Source organism: Bradyrhizobium sp. WSM4872 (assembly GCF_055811715.1).
In genome coordinates this window covers 1-18,731 of the sequence record NZ_JBVVPT010000003.1, presented here as the reverse complement: position 1 = coordinate 18,731, position 18,731 = coordinate 1, and the positions used below count along the sequence as shown (strand labels likewise).

Below are 18,731 nucleotides of genomic sequence, written 5' to 3'. Positions count from 1 at the left end.
AAGTGCCGACCCGGCACTCCCGCTGAAGATTTCGAGGACACTCCATGGCCTACAATATCGTCACGATCGCCGGCAGCCTGCGCAAGGACAGCTTTTCGCTGAAGATCGCCCATGCGCTCGCCAAACTCGCGCCGGCCTCGCTCAAGCTCGAGGTCATCACGCCGGCCGGCATCTCGTTCTTCAACCAGGACCTCGAGGGCGCGCCGCCGGCCGATTGGCTGTCTTTCCGCGAAAAGATCCAGAAATCGGACGGCGTCATCTTCGTCACGCCGGAATACAATCGCGCGATCCCGGGCGTGCTGAAGAACGCCATCGACGTCGCCTCGCGGCCCTATGGCAAGAGCTCGTTTAACGGCAAGCCGGTCGGCATCATCGCGAACTCGCCGGGCCCGCTCGGCGGCGTCAGCGCCGCCAAGACGCTGCAGAACATCCTGCCGGGTATTTCCGGCCCGATCATGCAGCAGCCGGAGGCCTATTTGAACGGAGTGGGCGACGCCTTCGATGCTGAGGGCAACCTGACCAAGGAGTCCCTGAAGCCTGTGATCCAGGCCTATATCGACGCGTTTGCGGTGCACGTCGCGAAGCATCACGGCTGAGGCGCGATTCCCAGGACTTCGTCATGGCCGGGCAAAGGCGCGAAGCGCGTCTTCGCGCTAGGTGTCCCGGCCATCCACGTCCTTGCTGAACTGACGAAGAACGTGGATGCCCGGCACAAGGCCGGGCATGACGGCTGAGTCAGGCATGGGAACGCGATGCGCGCGGGGGCCATTAGCACGCCCTTAACCAACCTGTCCCATCTTCCCAAGATGGTCTCCCGCGCGCGCCTCAAATCGATCCTGACCGGTCTTGCCCTCTATGCGATGGCGGCCGCCATCGTCGGTTATTTCGGTGTCAACGCCTATACCGGCAAATACGGCCTCAACGCCCGTCAGGAGCTCGACCAGGAGATCGTGGCGCTGACCAGCGAGCTGGCCCAGCTCAAGCGGGAGCGCGCCAGGAGCGAGCAGCGCGTTTCGCTGCTGCGCTCCGCGAAGATCGACCCCGACATGCTGGACGAGCGGGCGCGCTTCCAGCTCGACTACGTCAATCCGCGCGATCTGGTCCGGACGATCCCGGCGAACTGACAACTCTTCCTAAAGTTGAAGGACTGGAACCGGATTGCCGCCTTGACGGGATCGCGGCAACCGGCTCATGGCTTCTATCACCATGGCCTGGGTTGACGCAGATCAACCAGGCCGTGCCGGCACGCTCTAGATTGCCACCCGGAGGAAACACCGTGATGAATGGGCAATCCCCCCGGCATCACGCGGCCCGTGTCGAGGCCGCCATTACGTCAGGCCAGGCGGCACGCTCGTCGCTCGTGGCCTCGTGGCGCCGTTCGTCCAGATTGCATCGCCTCGATCCCGCCGGCCGTAGCTCGCCGAACCGGCTGAGCGAAGCCGAACTGCACCGCGCGCGCGAGCGCGTCGCGCCGCTGCTCGCCGCTGCGCGAGGTGCGATGGACCGGCTCTACCAGGCGGTCGGCGCGAGCGGCTGCTGCGTGCTGCTCGCCGACGGGGAGGGCGTGCCGGTCGATCGTCGCGGCACCCCGGCCGACGATGCGACATTTCAGTCCTGGGGCCTCTGGACCGGCGCGCTCTGGAGCGAGGAGCATGAGGGCACCAACGGCATCGGTACCTGCCTTGTCGAGCAGCGTCCGCTGACGATCGACCGCGACCAGCATTTCTTCACCCGCAACACGCTTCTGAGCTGCACCGCCGTTCCGATCTACGACCATGAGGCTGCGTTCGCCGGCGTGCTCGACGTCTCCTCCTGCCGCGCCGATCGTACCGACGTGTTTTCCAATCTGATCGCGCTCGCGGTCGGTGAGGCGGCCAAACGTATCGAGGCCGATCTGTTTCGCAGGGCCTTCGCCCATGCCCGCATCGTGTTGACGCAAGCGGCGGACGGCCAATGCGGCGGCCTCGTCGCGGTCGATGCGGACGATCTCGTGATTGGCGCGACCAGGACTGCCCGGGCGGGACTGGGGCTCGCGCCGGGCCGGGCGTTGCGACCAGCGCCTGCGGCCGATCTCCTCGGCGGCGATGTTGCGGACGACCACCTCGCTGGCGGCCAGCGCGCCGTGTTGCAGCGGGCTCTCCTGCGCGCCGGCGGCAATGTCTCGGCTGCCGCCAAGGCCCTCGGCGTCAGCCGCGCCACGCTGCACAGGAAGCTCAAGCGGTTCGAGCTGAACGCGCATTGAGCTGCTGGTAGATCTTCATGGTGAGGAGACCGCGAAGCGGTCGTCTGGAATCACAAGAGGCCCTGACGTCACCCCCAGCCATCCTTCGAGACGCGCGCAAGAGCGCGCTCCTCGGGATGAGGTCAGTATGTGCGGCGGCACGACGTGCAGCCTCGTCACCTGTCGCAGAACTGCGACAGGTCGGCTCCGTCATCGCTCCTATCAGGGCTGACAGAAGACCCCTCCCGCGACATCGTCGGCGCAAGTCGCGACCACGCGACGAATTGCGCAAACAGCAAACATCGGGAGTGATCAATGAACAAGGTAGAATTCCTCAGCGTCAGCAAAATTCCCTTCGCCGAACGCTACGACAATTTCATCGGCGGCAAGTTCGTCGCGCCGATCTCCGGCAAGTATTTCGACAACGCCTCGCCGGTGACCGGCCAGATCGTCTGCAAGATCGCGCGCTCCGACGCGCAGGATGTCGAGGCAGCGCTCGACGCTGCGCATGCCGCGAAGGCCGCCTGGGGCCGCACCAGCGTCGCCGAGCGCGCAGCGATGCTGAACCGGATCGCCGACCGTATGGAAGACAATCTCGAGCGTCTCGCCATCGCCGAGACCTGGGACAACGGCAAGCCGATCCGCGAGACCCGCGCAGCGGACATCCCGCTCGCCATCGATCATTTCCGCTATTTCGCCGGCGCCATCCGCGCCCAGGAAGGCTCGATCGGCGAGATCGATCACGACACCGTTGCCTATCATTTTCACGAACCGCTCGGCGTGGTCGGTCAGATCATCCCCTGGAACTTCCCGCTGCTGATGGCCTGCTGGAAGCTCGCGCCCGCGCTCGCCGCCGGCAATTGCGTCGTGCTCAAGCCGGCCGAGCAGACCCCGGCCTCGATCATGGTCTGGGCCGAGATCATCGGTGACATTCTGCCGCCCGGTGTCCTCAACATTGTCAACGGCTTTGGCCTGGAAGCCGGCAAGCCGCTCGCGTCCAGCCCGCGCATCGCCAAGATCGCCTTCACCGGCGAGACCACGACGGGCCGGCTGATCATGCAATATGCCAGCCAGAACCTCATTCCCGTCACGCTCGAGCTCGGCGGCAAGTCGCCCAACATCTTCTTCAGCGACGTCACCGCCGAAGACGACGACTTCTTCGACAAGGCGATCGAAGGGTTCGTCATGTTCGCGCTGAACCAGGGCGAGGTCTGCACCTGTCCGAGCCGGGCGCTGGTCCATGCCGACATCTATGACCGCTTCATGGAGCGGGCGCTGAAGCGCGTCGCCGCGATCAAGCAGGGTGATCCGCGTGCGGCCGACACCATGATTGGTGCGCAGGCGTCGGGCGAGCAGCTCGCAAAAATCCTCTCCTATATCGACATCGGCAAACAGGAGGGCGCAAAGGTCCTGGCCGGCGGCGGACGCGCCGAGCTCGGCGGCGATCTCGCCGGCGGCTTCTACGTCCAGCCGACCGTGTTCGAGGGCCACAACAAGATGCGCGTCTTCCAGGAGGAGATCTTCGGCCCGGTGGTTTCGGTCGCGACCTTCAAGAGCGACGAAGAGGCGCTCGAGATCGCCAACGACACGCTCTATGGCCTGGGGGCAGGCGTCTGGAGCCGCGACGCCAACCGCTGCTATCGCTTCGGCCGGGCGATCCAGGCCGGCCGGGTCTGGACCAACTGCTACCATGCCTATCCCGCGCATGCGGCCTTCGGCGGCTACAAGCAGTCGGGCGTCGGGCGCGAGACCCACAAGATGATGCTCGATCACTACCAGCAGACCAAGAATCTGCTGGTCAGCTACAGCCCCAAGAAGCTCGGCTTCTTCTGATCGGTCGGGCGGAGAGGGCGGCGCTGTTCTGCGCCGCCCGTTCCAAATGTCGGGATCGCGTTGGCTCAACGTTGCTTGACGCGGGCACGAATCTGCGGGTGCGGCGACCGTGTCGATTTGTTGCCCGATCCGCGTCAAAGATTTTGCAATATTACGATCACGTTGCAGTGCGGCATAATGAAAGTCGTGCCATGCCGCCGCGGTGCTTTCCAAGGGCGTTTGACTTGGGTTAGAGAGGGCTGAAGTTTTCTCTGACCCGGAATTCCCATGGCCGCACCCAAGAAAGCCGCCGCAAGCACTGCACAGGACAAGACCGACGGCGGTTCGCCCCCGGAATTCACCAGAGAGCAGGAGCTCAAGGCGCTCCGCGACATGCTCCTGATCCGGCGGTTCGAGGAAAAGGCCGGCCAGCTCTACGGCATGGGTGCGATCGGCGGCTTCTGCCACCTTTATATCGGCCAGGAGGCCGTGGTAGTCGGGATGCAGATGGCCCTGAAGCCGGGCGATCAGGTCATCACCGGTTATCGCGATCACGGCCATATGCTCGCCACCGGCATGGAGGCCAACGGCGTCATGGCCGAGCTCACCGGCCGTCGCGGCGGCTATTCCAAGGGCAAGGGCGGCTCCATGCACATGTTCAGCAAGGAGAAGCACTTTTATGGCGGCCACGGTATCGTCGGTGCGCAGGTCTCGCTCGGCACCGGGCTCGCTTTCGCCAATCATTATCGCGACAACGACAATGTCAGCGTCACCTATTTCGGCGACGGCGCGGCCAACCAGGGCCAGGTCTATGAGAGCTTCAACATGGCGGAGCTCTGGAAGCTGCCGGTGATCTACGTCATCGAGAACAACCGCTACGCCATGGGCACTTCGGTCTCGCGCGCCTCGGCGCAGCAGGATTTTTCCAAGCGCGGCGCCTCCTTCAACATTCCCGGCAAGCAGGTCGACGGCATGGACGTCCGCGCCGTCAAGGCCGCCGGCGACGAGGCGGCGGCGTGGTGCCGGGCCGGCAAGGGCCCCTTCATCCTGGAGATGCAGACCTACCGTTATCGCGGCCACTCGATGTCCGACCCCGCCAAGTACAGAACGCGCGAGGAGGTCGAAAAAGTCCGCCACGACCAGGATCCGATCGAGCAGGTACGCAACCGCCTGTTGGCCGCCAAGGTCAGCGAGCAGGATCTGAAGGCGATCGACGCCGAGGTGCGCGACATCGTCAACGCGTCTGCCGATTTCGCCCAGCATGATCCCGAGCCGGATGCCGCCGAGCTCTGGACCGATATTTACCGCTGAACGCGCGCAAGCTTTCTTTTGGAGTCGATATGCCAATTCAAGTGCTGATGCCCGCGTTGTCGCCCACGATGGAGAAGGGCAACCTCTCCAAATGGCTGAAAAAAGAGGGTGAGACGATCAAGTCCGGCGACGTCATCGCCGAGATCGAGACCGACAAGGCGACCATGGAAGTCGAGGCGACCGATGAAGGTACGCTCGGCAAGATCCTGATCCCCGAGGGCACCGCCGACGTGGCCGTGAACACGCCGATCGCGACGATTCTGGCCGATGGCGAGAGTGCCGCCGATCTCGCCAAGGCGCCCGCGCCTGCCCAGCAGCAGAAGGCTGCTGAGTCCGCCGCCCCCGCCGCCGCGAAGGCCGAGGCTCCAGCTCCCAAGGCTGCGCCGGCGCCGCAGGTCGTCGCAGAGCCCGATCCGGAAGTGCCCGCCGGCACCGAGATGGTGACGCAGACCATCCGCGAAGCCCTCCGCGATGCCATGGCCGAAGAGATGCGCCGCGACGCCGACGTCTTCGTGATGGGCGAAGAAGTCGCCGAATACCAAGGCGCCTACAAGGTGACGCAAGGCCTGCTTCAGGAATTCGGCGCCAAGCGCGTCATCGACACGCCGATCACCGAGCACGGCTTTGCCGGCATCGGCGTCGGCGCCGCGATGAGCGGGTTGAAGCCGATCGTCGAGTTCATGACCTTCAACTTCGCCATGCAGGCAATCGACCAGATCATCAACTCCGCGGCCAAGACGCTCTACATGTCCGGCGGCCAGATGGGCTGCTCGATCGTGTTCCGCGGGCCCAACGGCGCCGCTTCCCGCGTGGCCGCCCAGCACAGCCAGGATTATTCGTCCTGGTATTCGAACGTTCCGGGCCTCAAGGTCGTCGCGCCGTTCTCGGCCGCTGATTACAAGGGCCTGCTCAAGGCTGCGATCCGCGATCCCAATCCGGTGATCTTCCTTGAGAACGAGATGCTCTACGGTCACACCGGCGAGGTGCCGAAGCTCGACGATTTCGTGATTCCGATCGGCAAGGCGCGCATCGTGCGCTCGGGCAGCCATGTCACGATCATCTCATGGTCGAACGGCATGAGCTACGCGCTGAAGGCCGCCGCCGAACTCGCCAAGGACGGCATCGAGGCCGAAGTGATCGATCTGCGCACGCTGCGCCCGATGGACACCGAGACGATCATCAACTCGGTCAAGAAGACCGGCCGCGCCGTCACAGTGGAAGAGGGCTGGGCCCAGAGCGGCGTCGGCGCCGAGATCGCCGCGCGGATCATGGAGCATGCCTTCGACTATCTGGATGCGCCTGTAACCCGCGTCTCCGGCAAGGACGTGCCGATGCCCTATGCCGCGAACCTGGAAAAGCTCGCGCTGCCTTCGGCTGCCGAAGTTGTCGAGGCGGCCAAAGCCGTCTGCTACAGGTAGACCATGGCGGGTCCGAAGGAGCAGCCATTACCACCCGACGTCCTCGTCCGCGATGATGCGGTCGAGATCCTGCGCGTGTTCGTGCTGGACGGCGGGCTGTCGATGGCATTCCAGCGGGCCTTCGACGAGCCGGACATGTGGGGCCTGCTGCTCGTCGATCTCGCGCGTCACGCCGCGCGCGCCTATGCGCGCGAGAGCGAATACACCGAGGAGGACGCGCTGAACCGGATCATCGAGATGTTCCAGGCCGAGATCGAGCGACCCACCGACACCGGCACCACGACGCCGCGCGGGAAGGGGCACTGACCGTGGCGATCGAATCCTATCATTTCGATTTTATGCTGGAGGCGATCCGCGAGGCGGAAGCCTCGATCGCGCAAGGCGGTCTGCCGATCGGCGCCGTGCTGACCCGCGACAACAAGGTGATCGCCCGCGGCCACAACAACCGCGTGCAGGAGAACAACCCGATCCTGCACGGCGAGATGAGTTGCCTGCGCGAGGCGGGTGCGATTTCGTTCCACGATACCGTCATGTACACCACGCTGTCGCCATGCGCGATGTGTGCCGGTGCGCTCGCGCTGTTCAAGGTCAAGCTCGTGGTGATCGGAGAGTCCGTCACTTTCGAGGGCTCCAAGGACATCCTCGACAAGTTCGGCATCCCCTGGATCGATCTTGCGGACGACCGCTCCATCACCATGATGAAGAACTGGCGTTCCATCCCTGCCAATGAGCGCCTGTGGCAGGGCGACATCGGCAACTAACCTGGTCTGTCTGTCTTCGGTCCGGAGACGGATTTTTGCAAAGTTCTTCTTGAGGTCAGCATGCCCATCAACATCCTGATGCCCGCTCTTTCGCCGACGATGGAGAAGGGCAACCTCGCCAAGTGGCTGAAGAAGGAAGGCGACAAGGTCAAATCCGGCGACGTCATCGCCGAGATCGAGACCGACAAGGCGACCATGGAGGTCGAGGCCATCGACGAGGGCACGATCGCCAGGATCCTCGTGCCAGAGGGCACGCAGGACGTCCCGGTCAATGACGTGATCGCGGTGCTGGCCGGCGAGGGGGAGGACGTGAAGGCGGCAGGTGCCGCCAAGCCGAGCGCTTCGGCCGCACCTCCGAAAGCTGCTGAAGCTGCCGCACCGGCGCCCGCGCCGGCAGCCACCAAGGCTGCGCCGGCGCCCGCCACCGCACCTGCACCGCTGGCCGCAGCGCCGGCTGCGCAGAGCAACGGCCATGCCGGCCGCGTGTTCTCCTCACCACTGGCGCGCCGGCTCGCCAAGGAAGCCGGCGTCGATGTTGCGATGGTGACCGGCACCGGCCCACATGGCCGTGTGGTGGCACGCGACGTCGAGCAGGCGAAGTCCGGCAAGGGCCTGAAGGCACCCGCGGCGGCGCCGTCAGGCGCGCCCTCGACCGCGCCGACCATGTCGGACAAGCAGATTCTGTCGCTGTTCGAACCGGGCTCTTACGAGGTCGTCCCGCATGATGGGATGCGCCGCACCATTGCCCAACGTTTGACCGCGTCGATTCAGAACGTCCCGCACTTCTACCTCACCATCGACTGCGACATCGGCAAGCTGCTCGCCGCGCGCGAGGAGATCAATGCGGCTGCTCCCAAGGACAAGGAGAAGAAGCCGCTCTACAAGATCTCGGTCAACGATTTCGTCATCAAGGCGATGGCGGTCGCGTTGCAGAAAATTCCGAATTGCAATGTGAGCTGGACCGAAAGCGGCATGGTCAAGCACCACCATTCCGACGTCGGCGTTGCGGTGGCGATGCCCGGCGGCCTGATCACGCCGATCATCCGGAAGGCGGAGAGCAAGACCCTGTCGACCATCTCCAACGAGATGAAGGATTTTGCGACCCGCGCGCGTTCGCGCAAGCTGAAGCCCGAAGAGTACCAGGGCGGCACGACGGCGGTCTCCAACCTCGGCATGTTCGGCATCAGCCACTTCACCGCCGTGATCAATCCGCCGCATGCCACCATCCTCGCAGTCGGCACCAGCGAGGAGCGGCCTGTGGTCCGCGGCGGCAAGATCGAGATCGCGAACATGATGAGCGTGACCCTGTCCTGCGATCACCGTGCCATCGACGGCGCGCTCGGCGCGGAGCTGATCGGCGCCTTCAAGCAGCTGATCGAAAACCCCGTCATGATGATGGTGTAGCCCGGGGAGGCGCAGGGTGAATGCGAACGCGTTGGCCCTGGATCTCCTTGTTGCTCTCGGCTGTGGTTGCACTCAATCCGGTCGGGCTCGATATTCTGCATTCCGCGTTCTTTGCCGGCGAGCAGCTGGCACGGAGCATCGGCCAGGCGGTCATTGTGATCGCGCTGGCTATCATGGCCGGCGCGATCCTGCTCGAATGGCTGGTCAGGGTTTTGATTTCCAGGCGCCGCGTCCGCGGCGCCACTTGAGTTGAACGGGAGCCGCCATGGCCGATACATCCTTCGACGTCATCATCATCGGCTCCGGTCCGGGTGGCTATGTCACCGCGATCCGGGCCGCCCAGCTCGGCTTCAAGGTCGCGATCGTCGAGAAATCCTATCTCGGCGGCATCTGCCTGAACTGGGGCTGCATCCCGACCAAGGCGCTGCTGCGCTCGGCCGAGATCTACCACTACATGCAGCACGCCAAGGATTACGGCCTGTCGGCCGATAACGTCTCGTTCGATCCGAAAGCCGTGGTGCAGCGCTCGCGCGGCGTCTCGAAGCGGCTGAATGACGGCGTCGGCTTCCTGATGAAGAAGAACAAGGTCAGCGTGATCTGGGGCGCGGCCTCGATCGACGCGCCCGGCAAGGTCACGGTGAAGAAGTCCGACGTCGAGGGCCCCAAAGGTGCGCTCGGCGAGGGGGCTTATCAGGCCAAGCACATCATCGTCGCGACCGGCGCACGGCCGCGCGTGCTGCCGGGACTCGAGCCCGACAAGAAGCTGATCTGGACCTACTTCGAGGCGATGGTGCCGGAGCGGATGCCGAAATCGCTGCTGGTGATGGGCTCGGGCGCGATCGGGATCGAGTTCGCATCCTTCTTCAAGACGATGGGCTCCGACGTCACGGTGGTAGAGGTGCTGCCGCAGATCCTGCCGGTCGAGGATGCGGAGATTGCCGGGCTTGCCCGCAAGCGCCTCGAGAAGCAGGGCATCAAGATCCTCACCAACACGGGCGTGACGAAGCTGGAGAAGAAGAGCGACAGCGTGGTCGCGACGCTCGATGACGGCAAGGCGAAGCAGACCGCCGAGTTCGAGCGCGTGATCTCTGCCGTCGGCGTCGTCGGAAACATCGAGAACCTCGGTCTCGAAAAGCTCGGCGTCAAAACCGAGCGCGGCTGCATCGTGATCGACGGCTACGGCAAGACCAACGTTCCCGGCATCTATGCCATCGGTGACGTCGCGGGTCCCCCGATGCTGGCCCACAAGGCCGAGCATGAGGGCGTGATCTGCGTCGAGGCCATCAAGGGCCTGCATCCGCACCCCATGGACAAGCTGATGATCCCCGGCTGCACCTATTGCAACCCGCAGGTCGCCTCGGTCGGCCTGACCGAAGCCAAGGCCAAGGAGAATGGCCGCGAGATCCGCGTTGGCCGCTTCCCCTTCGTCGGCAACGGCAAGGCGATCGCGCTCGGCGAGGACCAGGGCCTGGTCAAGGTCATCTTCGACAAGAAGACCGGTCAGCTGCTCGGCGCCCACATGGTCGGCGCCGAGGTCACCGAGCTGATCCAGGGCTACGTCGTCGCCATGAACCTGGAGACCACGGAAGAAGAGCTGATGCACACCGTGTTCCCGCATCCGACCCTGTCGGAGATGATGAAGGAAGCCGTGCTGGATGCGTATGGACGGGTACTGAATATTTGACATCAGACCCGTCATCCTGAGGTGCGAGCGCAGCGAGCCTCGAAGGATGCACGGCCGAGATACAGCAGCCGGGCTCGTCGCCCTTCGAGGCCTCCGCTTCGCTCCGGCACCTCCAGCGACAACGGCTTCACCGTTGCGCAGGGGTGACGGGATAGACATTGAGAACACCAGAACAAGAAGGAAACCACCCCATGCAAGACAACGACAACCTCACCATCGAACGCCCGAGCTTCGTCACCCATCTCGAATGCGCGATGGAAGGCGATCATTATGCAGCCGACCAGGTCCACAACCTCTCCAAGGCCGGCAAGCCGCTCCTCGTGCGCTACGACCTCGCCGGCGTGAAGAAGGCGCTGACCAGGGACGCGCTTGCGCAGCGCCCCGCCGACATGTGGCGCTACCGCGAGCTGCTGCCGGTGCGCAAATGCCAGGACATTGTCTCGCTCGGCGAGGTCACGACGCCGCTGATCCGGCTGCCCAAGCTCGGCAAGAAGCTCGGCGGCGGCGAGATCATCGTCAAGGACGAGGGGCGGCTGCCGACCGGCTCGTTCAAGGCGCGCGGCCTCGTGATGGCGGTGTCGATGGGCAAGGCGCTCGGCATCAAGCACATGGCGATGCCGACCAACGGCAATGCCGGTGCGGCGCTCGCGGCCTATGCGACCTCCTGCGGCATCAAGACCACGATCTTCTGCCCGGCCGATACGCCCGAGGTGAACGTCAGCGAGATCGAGCTTCAGGGCGCGACCGTCTACCGCGTCAACGGCTATATCGACGATTGCGGCAAGATCGTCGGCGAGGGCAAGGCGAAAGTCGGCTGGTTCGACACCTCGACCTTGAAGGAGCCGTACCGGATCGAAGGCAAGAAGACGATGGGGCTCGAACTCGCCGAGCAGCTCGGCTGGGACGTGCCCGACGTGATCTTCTATCCGACCGGCGGCGGCACCGGCCTGATTGGCATGTGGAAGGCCTTCGACGAGCTCGAGAAGATCGGCTTCATCGGCTCGAAGCGCCCGCGCATGGTTGCGGTGCAGGCCTCCGGCTGCGCGCCGATGGTGCGTGCCTATGAAGCCGGCACCGAGCATGCCACGCGCTGGGAAGATGCCCACACCATCGCGTCAGGCATCCGCGTGCCGCAGGCGATCGGCGACTTTCTCATTTTGCGCGCTGTCCGCGAGAGCAAGGGCTTTGCCATCGCGGTCGACGATGACAAGATCTCGTCGGCGCTGAACGAGGTCGCGCGCGAGGAGGGATTGTTGCTCTGCCCCGAAGGTGCTGCAACCTACGCCGCCTATAAGGACAGCCTCGCCGACGGCCGCGTCAGCACGACCGACCGCGTGATGCTGTTCAACTGCGCCACCGGCCTGAAATACCCGCTGCCGCCGGTCAACCGCACGCTCGATCGCCACAAGCCGATCGACTATTCGCAGTTCTAACGCGGCATTTCGTCTCTTCACGAACGATCCCTCTTCCCGTACGCGGGAAGGGACAAGAATAACAATGACATTGCTGGGGAGACAACAATGAAGGCCGCCTGGGCTGCGCTGTTTGCTATTCTCGCTGTTGCAGGCGCCGCGCGCGCCGACGATTATCCGTCACGTCCCATCACCATCATCGTGCCCTTCGCCGCCGGCGGTCCGTCCGATGCGATGGCACGGGTGCTTGCCGAGCGGATGCGCACGGCGCTCGGCCAGCCGCTGGTGATCGAGAACGTCACTGGCGCGGGCGGCTCGATTGGCGTCGGCCGTGCCCTGCATTCGGCCCCCGACGGCTACACGATCTCGTTCGGCCATCTCGGCACCCACGTCGCCAACGGCGCGGTCTACAAGCTCAATTACGACCTGGTCGCGGATCTCGAGCCGGTGGTGCTGCTGCCGAGCAATCCGATGATCGTCGTCAGCAAGAACGCGGTGCCCGCAACCTCGCTGAAGGAGTTGCTGGACTGGCTGAAGTCGCGGCCATCACCGCCGACCGCCGGCACCGCCGGCGCGGGTTCCGGCAGCCACATCGCCGGGGTCTATTTCGAGAGCGTCAGCGGCATCAAGCTGCAATACGTGCCGTATCGCGGCACCGCGCCCGCCCTGAACGATCTCATCGCCGGCCAGATCGATGTCATCGTCGACCAGACGTCGAACTCCATCAACCAGGTCCGCGCCGGCACCATTCGCGCTTACGCCATCACCGACGACAAGCGCCTGTCGTCGGCGCCCGACATCCCGACGGCGGAGGAGGCGGGCCTGAAGGGTTTCAACATGACGCTGTGGTCCGGCATGTGGGTGCCGAAGGGCACGCCGAAGGCGATCGTCGCCAAACTCAATGCCGCAGCCGTGGAAGCGCTGAACGATCCCGGCGTGAAGAAGCAGCTCGAAAGCCAGGGGCTGGAGATGACGCCGCAGGATCAGCTCACGCCCGAGGCCCTCGGCGCGCGCCAGAAGGCGGAGATCGCAAAGTGGTGGCCGATGATCAAGGCGGCCAACATCAAGGTGGATTGAGGCGTTCTGGTAGGTGGATTAGAGAAGCGTAATCCACCTCTTTGCGGCGAAAAGGCTGGTGGATTACGCTTCGCTAATCCACCCTACGAAGCTGCGGCTATTCCGTTCCCGTATAGCCCACCGGCGTCGCCACGGCCGCCGCGTCCTTCGTCACCACGCGCTGGTCGCTCTTGCCGGCGATCATGCCGCTGCCCTCGAACCGGGCGCGGTAGACCAGAACGTTCTCGATCACGCGCTGGACGTAGTTGCGCGTCTCCGACAGCGGGATGCGCTCGACCCAATCGACCGGATCGACCTTGGGATCCCTGGGGTCGCCGCGCGCCTGCACCCATTCGCGCACGCGGCCACGGCCGGCATTGTAGCCGGCGAAGGTCATGATCTGGTTGCCGCGGTATTCCGACATCAGCGCGCTGAGCTCGGCCGCGCCCATCTGCGTGTTGTAGACGGGATCGGAGACCATCTTGTCCCAATCATAGGTCAGGCCGAAGCGCTTTGCGGTGTCGCGGCCGGCTTCCGGCGTCACCTGCATCAGACCGACCGCGTTGGCGGCCGACTTGTCGCGCTGGTCGAACGAGCTTTCGGTGCGCGCCACCGAATAGATCACGCTGGGGTCGATTGCAGGCGCGACCTGCTTGTGTTCAGGGATGCCGATGGTCGGGAAGGCGTAGTGATCGAGTGCGAGCCCGCGCGCCAGCGCCGACTTGCCGACCTCCAGCATCACGCGCGCATCATTGCGCCGGCCGGCGAGCTCGCCGAGCGCTTCGAGTGCCGCCACGTCGGTGCTCTCCTTGGCGAAATCCTCGGCGTAGTAAAACACCATGTCGCGCTCACCGACGCCGTAGAGCATGTCGGCGGCGCGCACGCGGTCGTCCGCGGGCGGCGTGTCGGCTGCTGCCAGCACGGGCGAGGGCGCGCGCAGCTCGATGCGGTCGAGGCCGAGCCTGGCGCGGGCGAGCTGGCCGTAATAGGCGGTCGGATAGCGCGCCGCGGCCTGATAGCTCAGGCGCGCATCGGCGGTTGCGTTCATCGCCTCCGCCGCGCGACCGCGCCAATAATGCGCGCGCGACAGCGCGATCGGGTTGGCCGAGCCTTCGTCGATCGCGGCGAAGTGCGTCATCGCCGCCTTGGGATCATCGAGATAGCGCAGCGCGATCCAGCCGCACATGAAGTGATAGTCGACGCGATAGACTTCCATCGCGGGCACGGCCGCCGAGCGCACCACATCATAGGCGGTTTTGAACTTGCCCTGGTCGAGCAGCTTTCGCGCGAGCAGGCGGCGCTCGCGCCACCAGGCGTCGGTGTCTTGCGCCGCCATCGTATCGGGCGCGGCGGCCAGGATCACCTCGGCCGCGTCGTCGATGCGGTCATTCTGGAGATGCCATTGCGCGCGGCACAGCACATAGCCGAGGTCGCGGCGCGCCTCGGCCGAGACGTCCTCGAGATAATCCTTGGCCTTGCCGGCCTTGCCGGTGACGGCGGCGCAGGCCTTGACGATCGCGAGCGCATCCTCGCCGAGCCGCTTGGCTGCGCGCCGCGCACCTGCGTAGTCCTTGGCGCCGAGGCGCTTGTCCATGCGGGCACGATGATCCTCGGTGGTCAGGAGATCGCGAAACGCTTCGTAGGAATCTTCCTCGCTGCGCTCGGACAATTCGTCGGTGCGCCAGGCATCGCGCACCAGACGCGCGGCCCTGTCGCTATCGCCCTCGGTCATCAGCACGCGGGCGAGCGCGAACTTGCCCTTGGCGCTGGTCGGCCGGTCCATCGTGAATTTGTGCACGGTCGCCGCGTCGGCCTTCTCCTGCCACAGCCGCGCCTCGGCGCGGCGGCGGAGCAGCGCGCTGCTCGGCCAGTCCGGATTGGCGGCGAGGAAGGCGGCGTAGCGCTTGAAATTCGCCGTGCTTTCGGAATGGCGCAGCATGAACCAGTCGGCGAGCTTCTGCCCCGCCGGGTCGGCAATGCGGTCGCGCGCCGCGCTCGCATCCTCGGTCTTGCCCTTCCGCGCGAGATCGATGGCATCCTTCAGCGCGGCGAGATCGCCGGTCAGCGGCGGGGCTGCCGGCTTGTCCGAGGGCGCGTCGTCCTGCTCCTTCGACTTGCGCTTGGCCTCAGCATGCTTGCCGGGTCGAGCCTTGCCGGCGGAGGCGTGGCGCTGCTTGCCGGTTTTCGCCTCATGCGACTTCTTCGGCGCGGACGATTTGTGACTGCTCTTCGCTGCCAGCTCGGTAGGGATGAAGGCCAAAGCGGCCACGGCAACGACACACGCGAGCGAGCGTAGGCACTGGTTCATTCCGTGGTCCCCCTGCGAAACCAGTACAAACCAAAGTCCGCGACGGTATGCGGCTCGAGAATCAAAACGGCGTCAAAAACGGTGACACGACGTCGTTTCGCATCCTCAAGCTGTTCCAACAATGCGGCGAAATACGGATGGAGCGAGGGAACTTGTGCAACGGCGGATAGAGGGGGCTCTTAACCTCTGTTAACCATTCAGGCTCGCGCGGTGGTTGCGGGCGGCTCCTTGGCGCCACAGCGGCCTGATTGTGCGTGTTCCCTGGTCCAGATACGGTGTATTGGGGTCCATAGCCGTTCCTGCAGCCCATTGCCTCACACCCATGCCGCTTTTCAACCAGTCGATCCGGCGCAAAATCGTCGGCATCGCCCTCGGATTGATCGTCCTGATGCTGGTCACCTCGATCCTGTCGATGGTGATGTCGAGCCAGGTCGGCGTCCTCCTCGACGAACTGACCAACCGCTACATTCCGGCCTATAGCCATCTCGCCCGCGCCAATATCCGCTCGCTGGAGCGGGCGCTGGCGCTGCGGCGAATGGTCATGACCAGGATGGGATCGGCGTCGGACGAGGAGGCCTACGCGGCGCGGCTTCGCGACTTCGAGGCATTGGACCGCAAGTTCGAGGAGGAGGCCGAGACCGCGCGCAAGCTCATCAACGCCATCATCGACGACCCCAGGACCCCTTCCGACAACGCCGCACTGGCACGGCTCGACGTTCGAATCGAGAGCGCTGTCACCGAGCTGCGGCGCAATCTGGACGAGGGCAATACGAAACTGCTCAAGCAGATCGAGACCAAGGACATGTCCGAGGCCCGCGGCACGCTGGAACAGCTCGACTCGCTGCGCGATGCGTTCAACCGGAAGGTCGACGCGATCCGCGGCGACATGCTGACGCAGGTCTTCTTCTCGACGTCGCAGGTGATCTGTCGGCAATACCAGGCGATTATCGTGTCGGGAGTCGTGACCTTGCTGGCAGCGGTGCTCGGATTTGCCTTTGCGCTCCTGGTGTCCAGCGGCATTACCCGCCCGGTGCGGCTGCTGCTCGCCGGCACCCGCGAGGTCGAGGCCGGCCGCTTCGACAAGACCATCACCGTCTCCACCCAGGACGAGATCGGCGAGCTGGCTGCAGCCTTCAACCGCATGACCGAACAGCTCAGGCACAACGAGCGCGTCCGCGAGACGTTCGGTCGCTACATCGATCCCAAGGTAGTACAAGGCCTGATCGACCGGCCCGAGGTCGCCATCGACGGCCAGCGCCGAGTGATGACCATCATGTTCTGCGACATGAGCGGCTTCACCGCGATGAGCGAGGGCATGACCCCGCGCGGCCTGGTCAGGGTGATGAACCGTTATTTCACGATGATGTCCGGTCCGATCAGGAGCAACCGCGGCATCATCGACAAAATATATCGGCGACGCCATCATGGCCTATTGGGGCCCGCCCTTCATCGAGGAGGACGAGCCGGCGCTGCTCGCAGGGCTTGCCGCCATCGACATGGCCGATCAGGTGCCCGCGCTGCAGAAGCAATTGCCGGATCTCCTCGGCATCCGCGCCATGCCGGGGCTTTGCGATCTGCGCATCGGCATCGCGACCGGAGAGGTCCTCACCGGGAGCATTGGCTCCGAGCTGATGATGAGCTTCACCGTGATGGGCGATGCGGTGAATCTCGCCTCGCGGCTGGAGGCCGTCAACAAGACCTATGGCACCCGTATTCTGATCTCGCAGGCGACGGCGGACGCGATCGGCTCGCACCTCGAATTGCGCGAGGTCGACCGTCTCGCGGTCGCCGGCCAGAGCGCGCCGCAAGCGATCTTCGAGGTGATGGGCCGGGCAGGCGTGCTCACTGCCGCGCATGAGGGCCTGCGTTCGCACTACGCCGGAGGCCTCGCCGCCTATCGCGCCCGCCGCTTCGACGAAGCCCGTGCCGCCTTCAACGCGGCACTCGAAGCCGTCCCCGCCGACGGCCCCTCGCGCGCGCTGCTTGCCCGTATCGCGCGGTTCGAAGCCAATCCGCCGGACGAGGGCTGGGACGGCGCCTGGCGGTTGGAGCAGAAATAGCTGGCGGCGCGGGAAAAATTGATTCTACTCGATAACGATGTTCGCCGTGACCTATTTCCCGGGCTTAGGTTTGGTGTCCTTGAGGCGTTTGACGGGGACACGCCGATGACAGAACTTGAGAACAGGCTCGAACGGTTCGAGACGCTCACCGCCGAATGCGAGCTGATCGCCAGGCTCGCCACCGACAGCACCAAGCGCGAGTTTTATCTGAAGCTTTCGGAGCAGTACCGCCAATTGGCTGTGGACATGCGCCAGGCCATCGCGAGCAAAGCTGCGGCCTGACGCCGGCAATCCGTTCTTAACACTTGGCGCGCATCCTCAATGCAGATGCGGGGACGTTTGCTGGGCTTCTCCGCTGTGGGAATGCCGGGCTTGTTGCGGTGCGGCGGCGCCTCGCGAGATTGTTTTGTCGTGCCTCACAGGGCGATCCCATGCGCCTCCTTGCGGTCATCGTGTTTGGACTCATGACGGCAGCCTGCAACCCGGAGCAGGACATCACAGGCTCGACCCCGGTCTGCGCGATGCGGAACTACACCTCCTTCAATCCCCGCGACATGAACCAGTGCGTTGCCGCCTGCAAGGCGTGCGACCACGGCAACACGGTCACCTGCACCACGTCCTGCACGCTCAAGGGCGCCCGCTGAGCCGCTCCGCCTCATGGTTTGGGCCTGACGGTTTCTTTGGCGGTGTTTTGGCACCGGAACGATTCACATGGATTAATCATTGAAGGGGATGGCAGGACGCGGAGTCCTTTGGAATGGGTATGCTCGATCCCGGTCGGTTCCTGGTGTCATGCTCTCACTGCGCAGCCTGGCCGATGGCGGCCAATGTAAAACGTTCGAGCTGGTCGGCTTCACCTAACGAGGTCCGCTTCGTGTGCCCGCGTTGCCGTCGCGAGGAGACTGCGATCATCTCCGCCTCCGGCGAGTTGACGCCGATCCGGCGCGTCGACGTCCCGCCGCGCGACGTCACCGCGGCTTGGGCTCAAGCCCAGCGCGCAAGAGGGCGAGCGTAGCCCGCCCGTTTAAGGACAAGAGGCGACGCACCGTCGGGGCCGTCTCGACGAATCCGAACCGCCAGGCGCCACGAAGCTGTCGCGGTTGTCCGTCGGGCAAAACATCTGACCATTTCTCGATGCGCCCGTGTCAATCCGCTCACGCAAAAATATTCCACTTTACCGAAATTCGGAAACGGCGTATGTGTCGCTCATCCCGGCTCATCCTTGAGGGGCGATCTCGTTGTCGTCTTGATTGCGAGCCGGGCTTGCGATGGACGCGGCAGCGT

The 18,731-nt window shown here is 64.7% G+C and carries 16 protein-coding genes and 1 pseudogene; 16 read left to right on the top strand and 1 reads right to left on the bottom strand.

Translation table 11 applies throughout. The annotated features are described in order from the left end of the window. Window positions 1–44 precede the first annotated feature (44 nt). The 13 genes from AC0L3C_RS05735 (at window position 45) to AC0L3C_RS05675 (ending at window position 13,100) form a co-directional block, all read left to right on the top strand. Window positions 45–596, top strand: coding sequence for an NADPH-dependent FMN reductase (locus AC0L3C_RS05735; protein WP_473260054.1), 552 nt, complete (start codon window positions 45–47; stop codon window positions 594–596). 210 nt (window positions 597–806) lie between these two features. Continuing rightward, window positions 807–1,124, top strand: coding sequence for an FtsB family cell division protein (locus AC0L3C_RS05730; protein WP_007590617.1), 318 nt, complete (start codon window positions 807–809; stop codon window positions 1,122–1,124). A gap of 155 nt (window positions 1,125–1,279) precedes the next feature. After that, entirely contained in the window at window positions 1,280–2,242 is a 963-nt protein-coding gene (locus AC0L3C_RS05725; RefSeq protein WP_473407397.1) for a helix-turn-helix domain-containing protein, read from the top strand. A gap of 294 nt (window positions 2,243–2,536) precedes the next feature. After that, window positions 2,537–4,054, top strand: coding sequence for an aldehyde dehydrogenase (gene adh, locus AC0L3C_RS05720; protein ID WP_473282807.1), 1,518 nt, complete (start codon window positions 2,537–2,539; stop codon window positions 4,052–4,054). Window positions 4,055–4,321: 267 nt separating this feature from the next. Further along, complete coding sequence (gene pdhA / locus AC0L3C_RS05715) at window positions 4,322–5,344, top strand: pyruvate dehydrogenase (acetyl-transferring) E1 component subunit alpha (protein WP_473260060.1); 1,023 nt, start codon at window positions 4,322–4,324, stop codon at window positions 5,342–5,344. Window positions 5,345–5,373: 29 nt separating this feature from the next. After that, window positions 5,374–6,762, top strand: a complete 1,389-nt coding sequence (locus AC0L3C_RS05710; protein WP_473282805.1) for a pyruvate dehydrogenase complex E1 component subunit beta — start codon at window positions 5,374–5,376, stop codon at window positions 6,760–6,762. Between the two features lie 3 nt (window positions 6,763–6,765). Further along, window positions 6,766–7,068: a DUF5076 domain-containing protein gene (locus AC0L3C_RS05705; protein ID WP_007590623.1), complete on the top strand. Its 303-nt coding sequence runs from the start codon at window positions 6,766–6,768 to the stop codon at window positions 7,066–7,068. 2 nt (window positions 7,069–7,070) lie between these two features. Continuing rightward, the gene (locus tag AC0L3C_RS05700) at window positions 7,071–7,523 is read left to right on the top strand and encodes a nucleoside deaminase (RefSeq protein ID WP_007590624.1); all 453 of its coding nucleotides are present in this window, start codon (window positions 7,071–7,073) and stop codon (window positions 7,521–7,523) included. Between the two features lie 60 nt (window positions 7,524–7,583). Then, a complete protein-coding gene (locus AC0L3C_RS05695) occupies window positions 7,584–8,927 on the top strand; it encodes a pyruvate dehydrogenase complex dihydrolipoamide acetyltransferase (RefSeq protein WP_473407396.1) in 1,344 nt (447 codons plus the stop codon). Window positions 8,928–8,947: 20 nt separating this feature from the next. Beyond that, window positions 8,948–9,175: a hypothetical protein gene (locus AC0L3C_RS05690; RefSeq protein ID WP_473407395.1), complete on the top strand. Its 228-nt coding sequence runs from the start codon at window positions 8,948–8,950 to the stop codon at window positions 9,173–9,175. 17 nt (window positions 9,176–9,192) lie between these two features. Then, window positions 9,193–10,611 (top strand): dihydrolipoyl dehydrogenase, encoded by a 1,419-nt coding sequence (gene lpdA / locus AC0L3C_RS05685; RefSeq protein WP_473407394.1) that lies wholly within the window; start codon window positions 9,193–9,195, stop codon window positions 10,609–10,611. Between the two features lie 191 nt (window positions 10,612–10,802). Further along, the gene (locus AC0L3C_RS05680; protein ID WP_473260071.1) at window positions 10,803–12,044 is read left to right on the top strand and encodes a threonine synthase; all 1,242 of its coding nucleotides are present in this window, start codon (window positions 10,803–10,805) and stop codon (window positions 12,042–12,044) included. An 87-nt stretch (window positions 12,045–12,131) separates the two neighbouring features. Continuing rightward, window positions 12,132–13,100, top strand: a complete 969-nt coding sequence (locus AC0L3C_RS05675; RefSeq protein ID WP_473407393.1) for a tripartite tricarboxylate transporter substrate binding protein BugD — start codon at window positions 12,132–12,134, stop codon at window positions 13,098–13,100. Window positions 13,101–13,197: 97 nt separating this feature from the next. Here the strand turns inward: AC0L3C_RS05675 and AC0L3C_RS05670 are convergent, their stop codons facing one another. Continuing rightward, the gene (locus AC0L3C_RS05670) at window positions 13,198–15,387 is read right to left on the bottom strand and encodes a lytic transglycosylase domain-containing protein (protein ID WP_473407392.1); all 2,190 of its coding nucleotides are present in this window, start codon (window positions 15,385–15,387) and stop codon (window positions 13,198–13,200) included. A gap of 322 nt (window positions 15,388–15,709) precedes the next feature. On the opposite strand from AC0L3C_RS05670, the pseudogene AC0L3C_RS05665 reads away from it, so the two are divergent. The 3 genes and pseudogenes from AC0L3C_RS05665 (at window position 15,710) to AC0L3C_RS05655 (ending at window position 18,091) form a co-directional block, all read left to right on the top strand. After that, window positions 15,710–17,447, top strand: a pseudogene (locus AC0L3C_RS05665) (adenylate/guanylate cyclase domain-containing protein). 105 nt (window positions 17,448–17,552) lie between these two features. Next, entirely contained in the window at window positions 17,553–17,729 is a 177-nt protein-coding gene (locus AC0L3C_RS05660; protein WP_007590638.1) for a hypothetical protein, read from the top strand. A gap of 149 nt (window positions 17,730–17,878) precedes the next feature. Beyond that, window positions 17,879–18,091 carry a hypothetical protein gene (locus tag AC0L3C_RS05655; protein WP_473260079.1) on the top strand — a complete coding sequence of 71 codons (213 nt, stop codon included), beginning with the start codon at window positions 17,879–17,881 and terminating at the stop codon, window positions 18,089–18,091. Window positions 18,092–18,731: the final 640 nt, after the last annotated feature.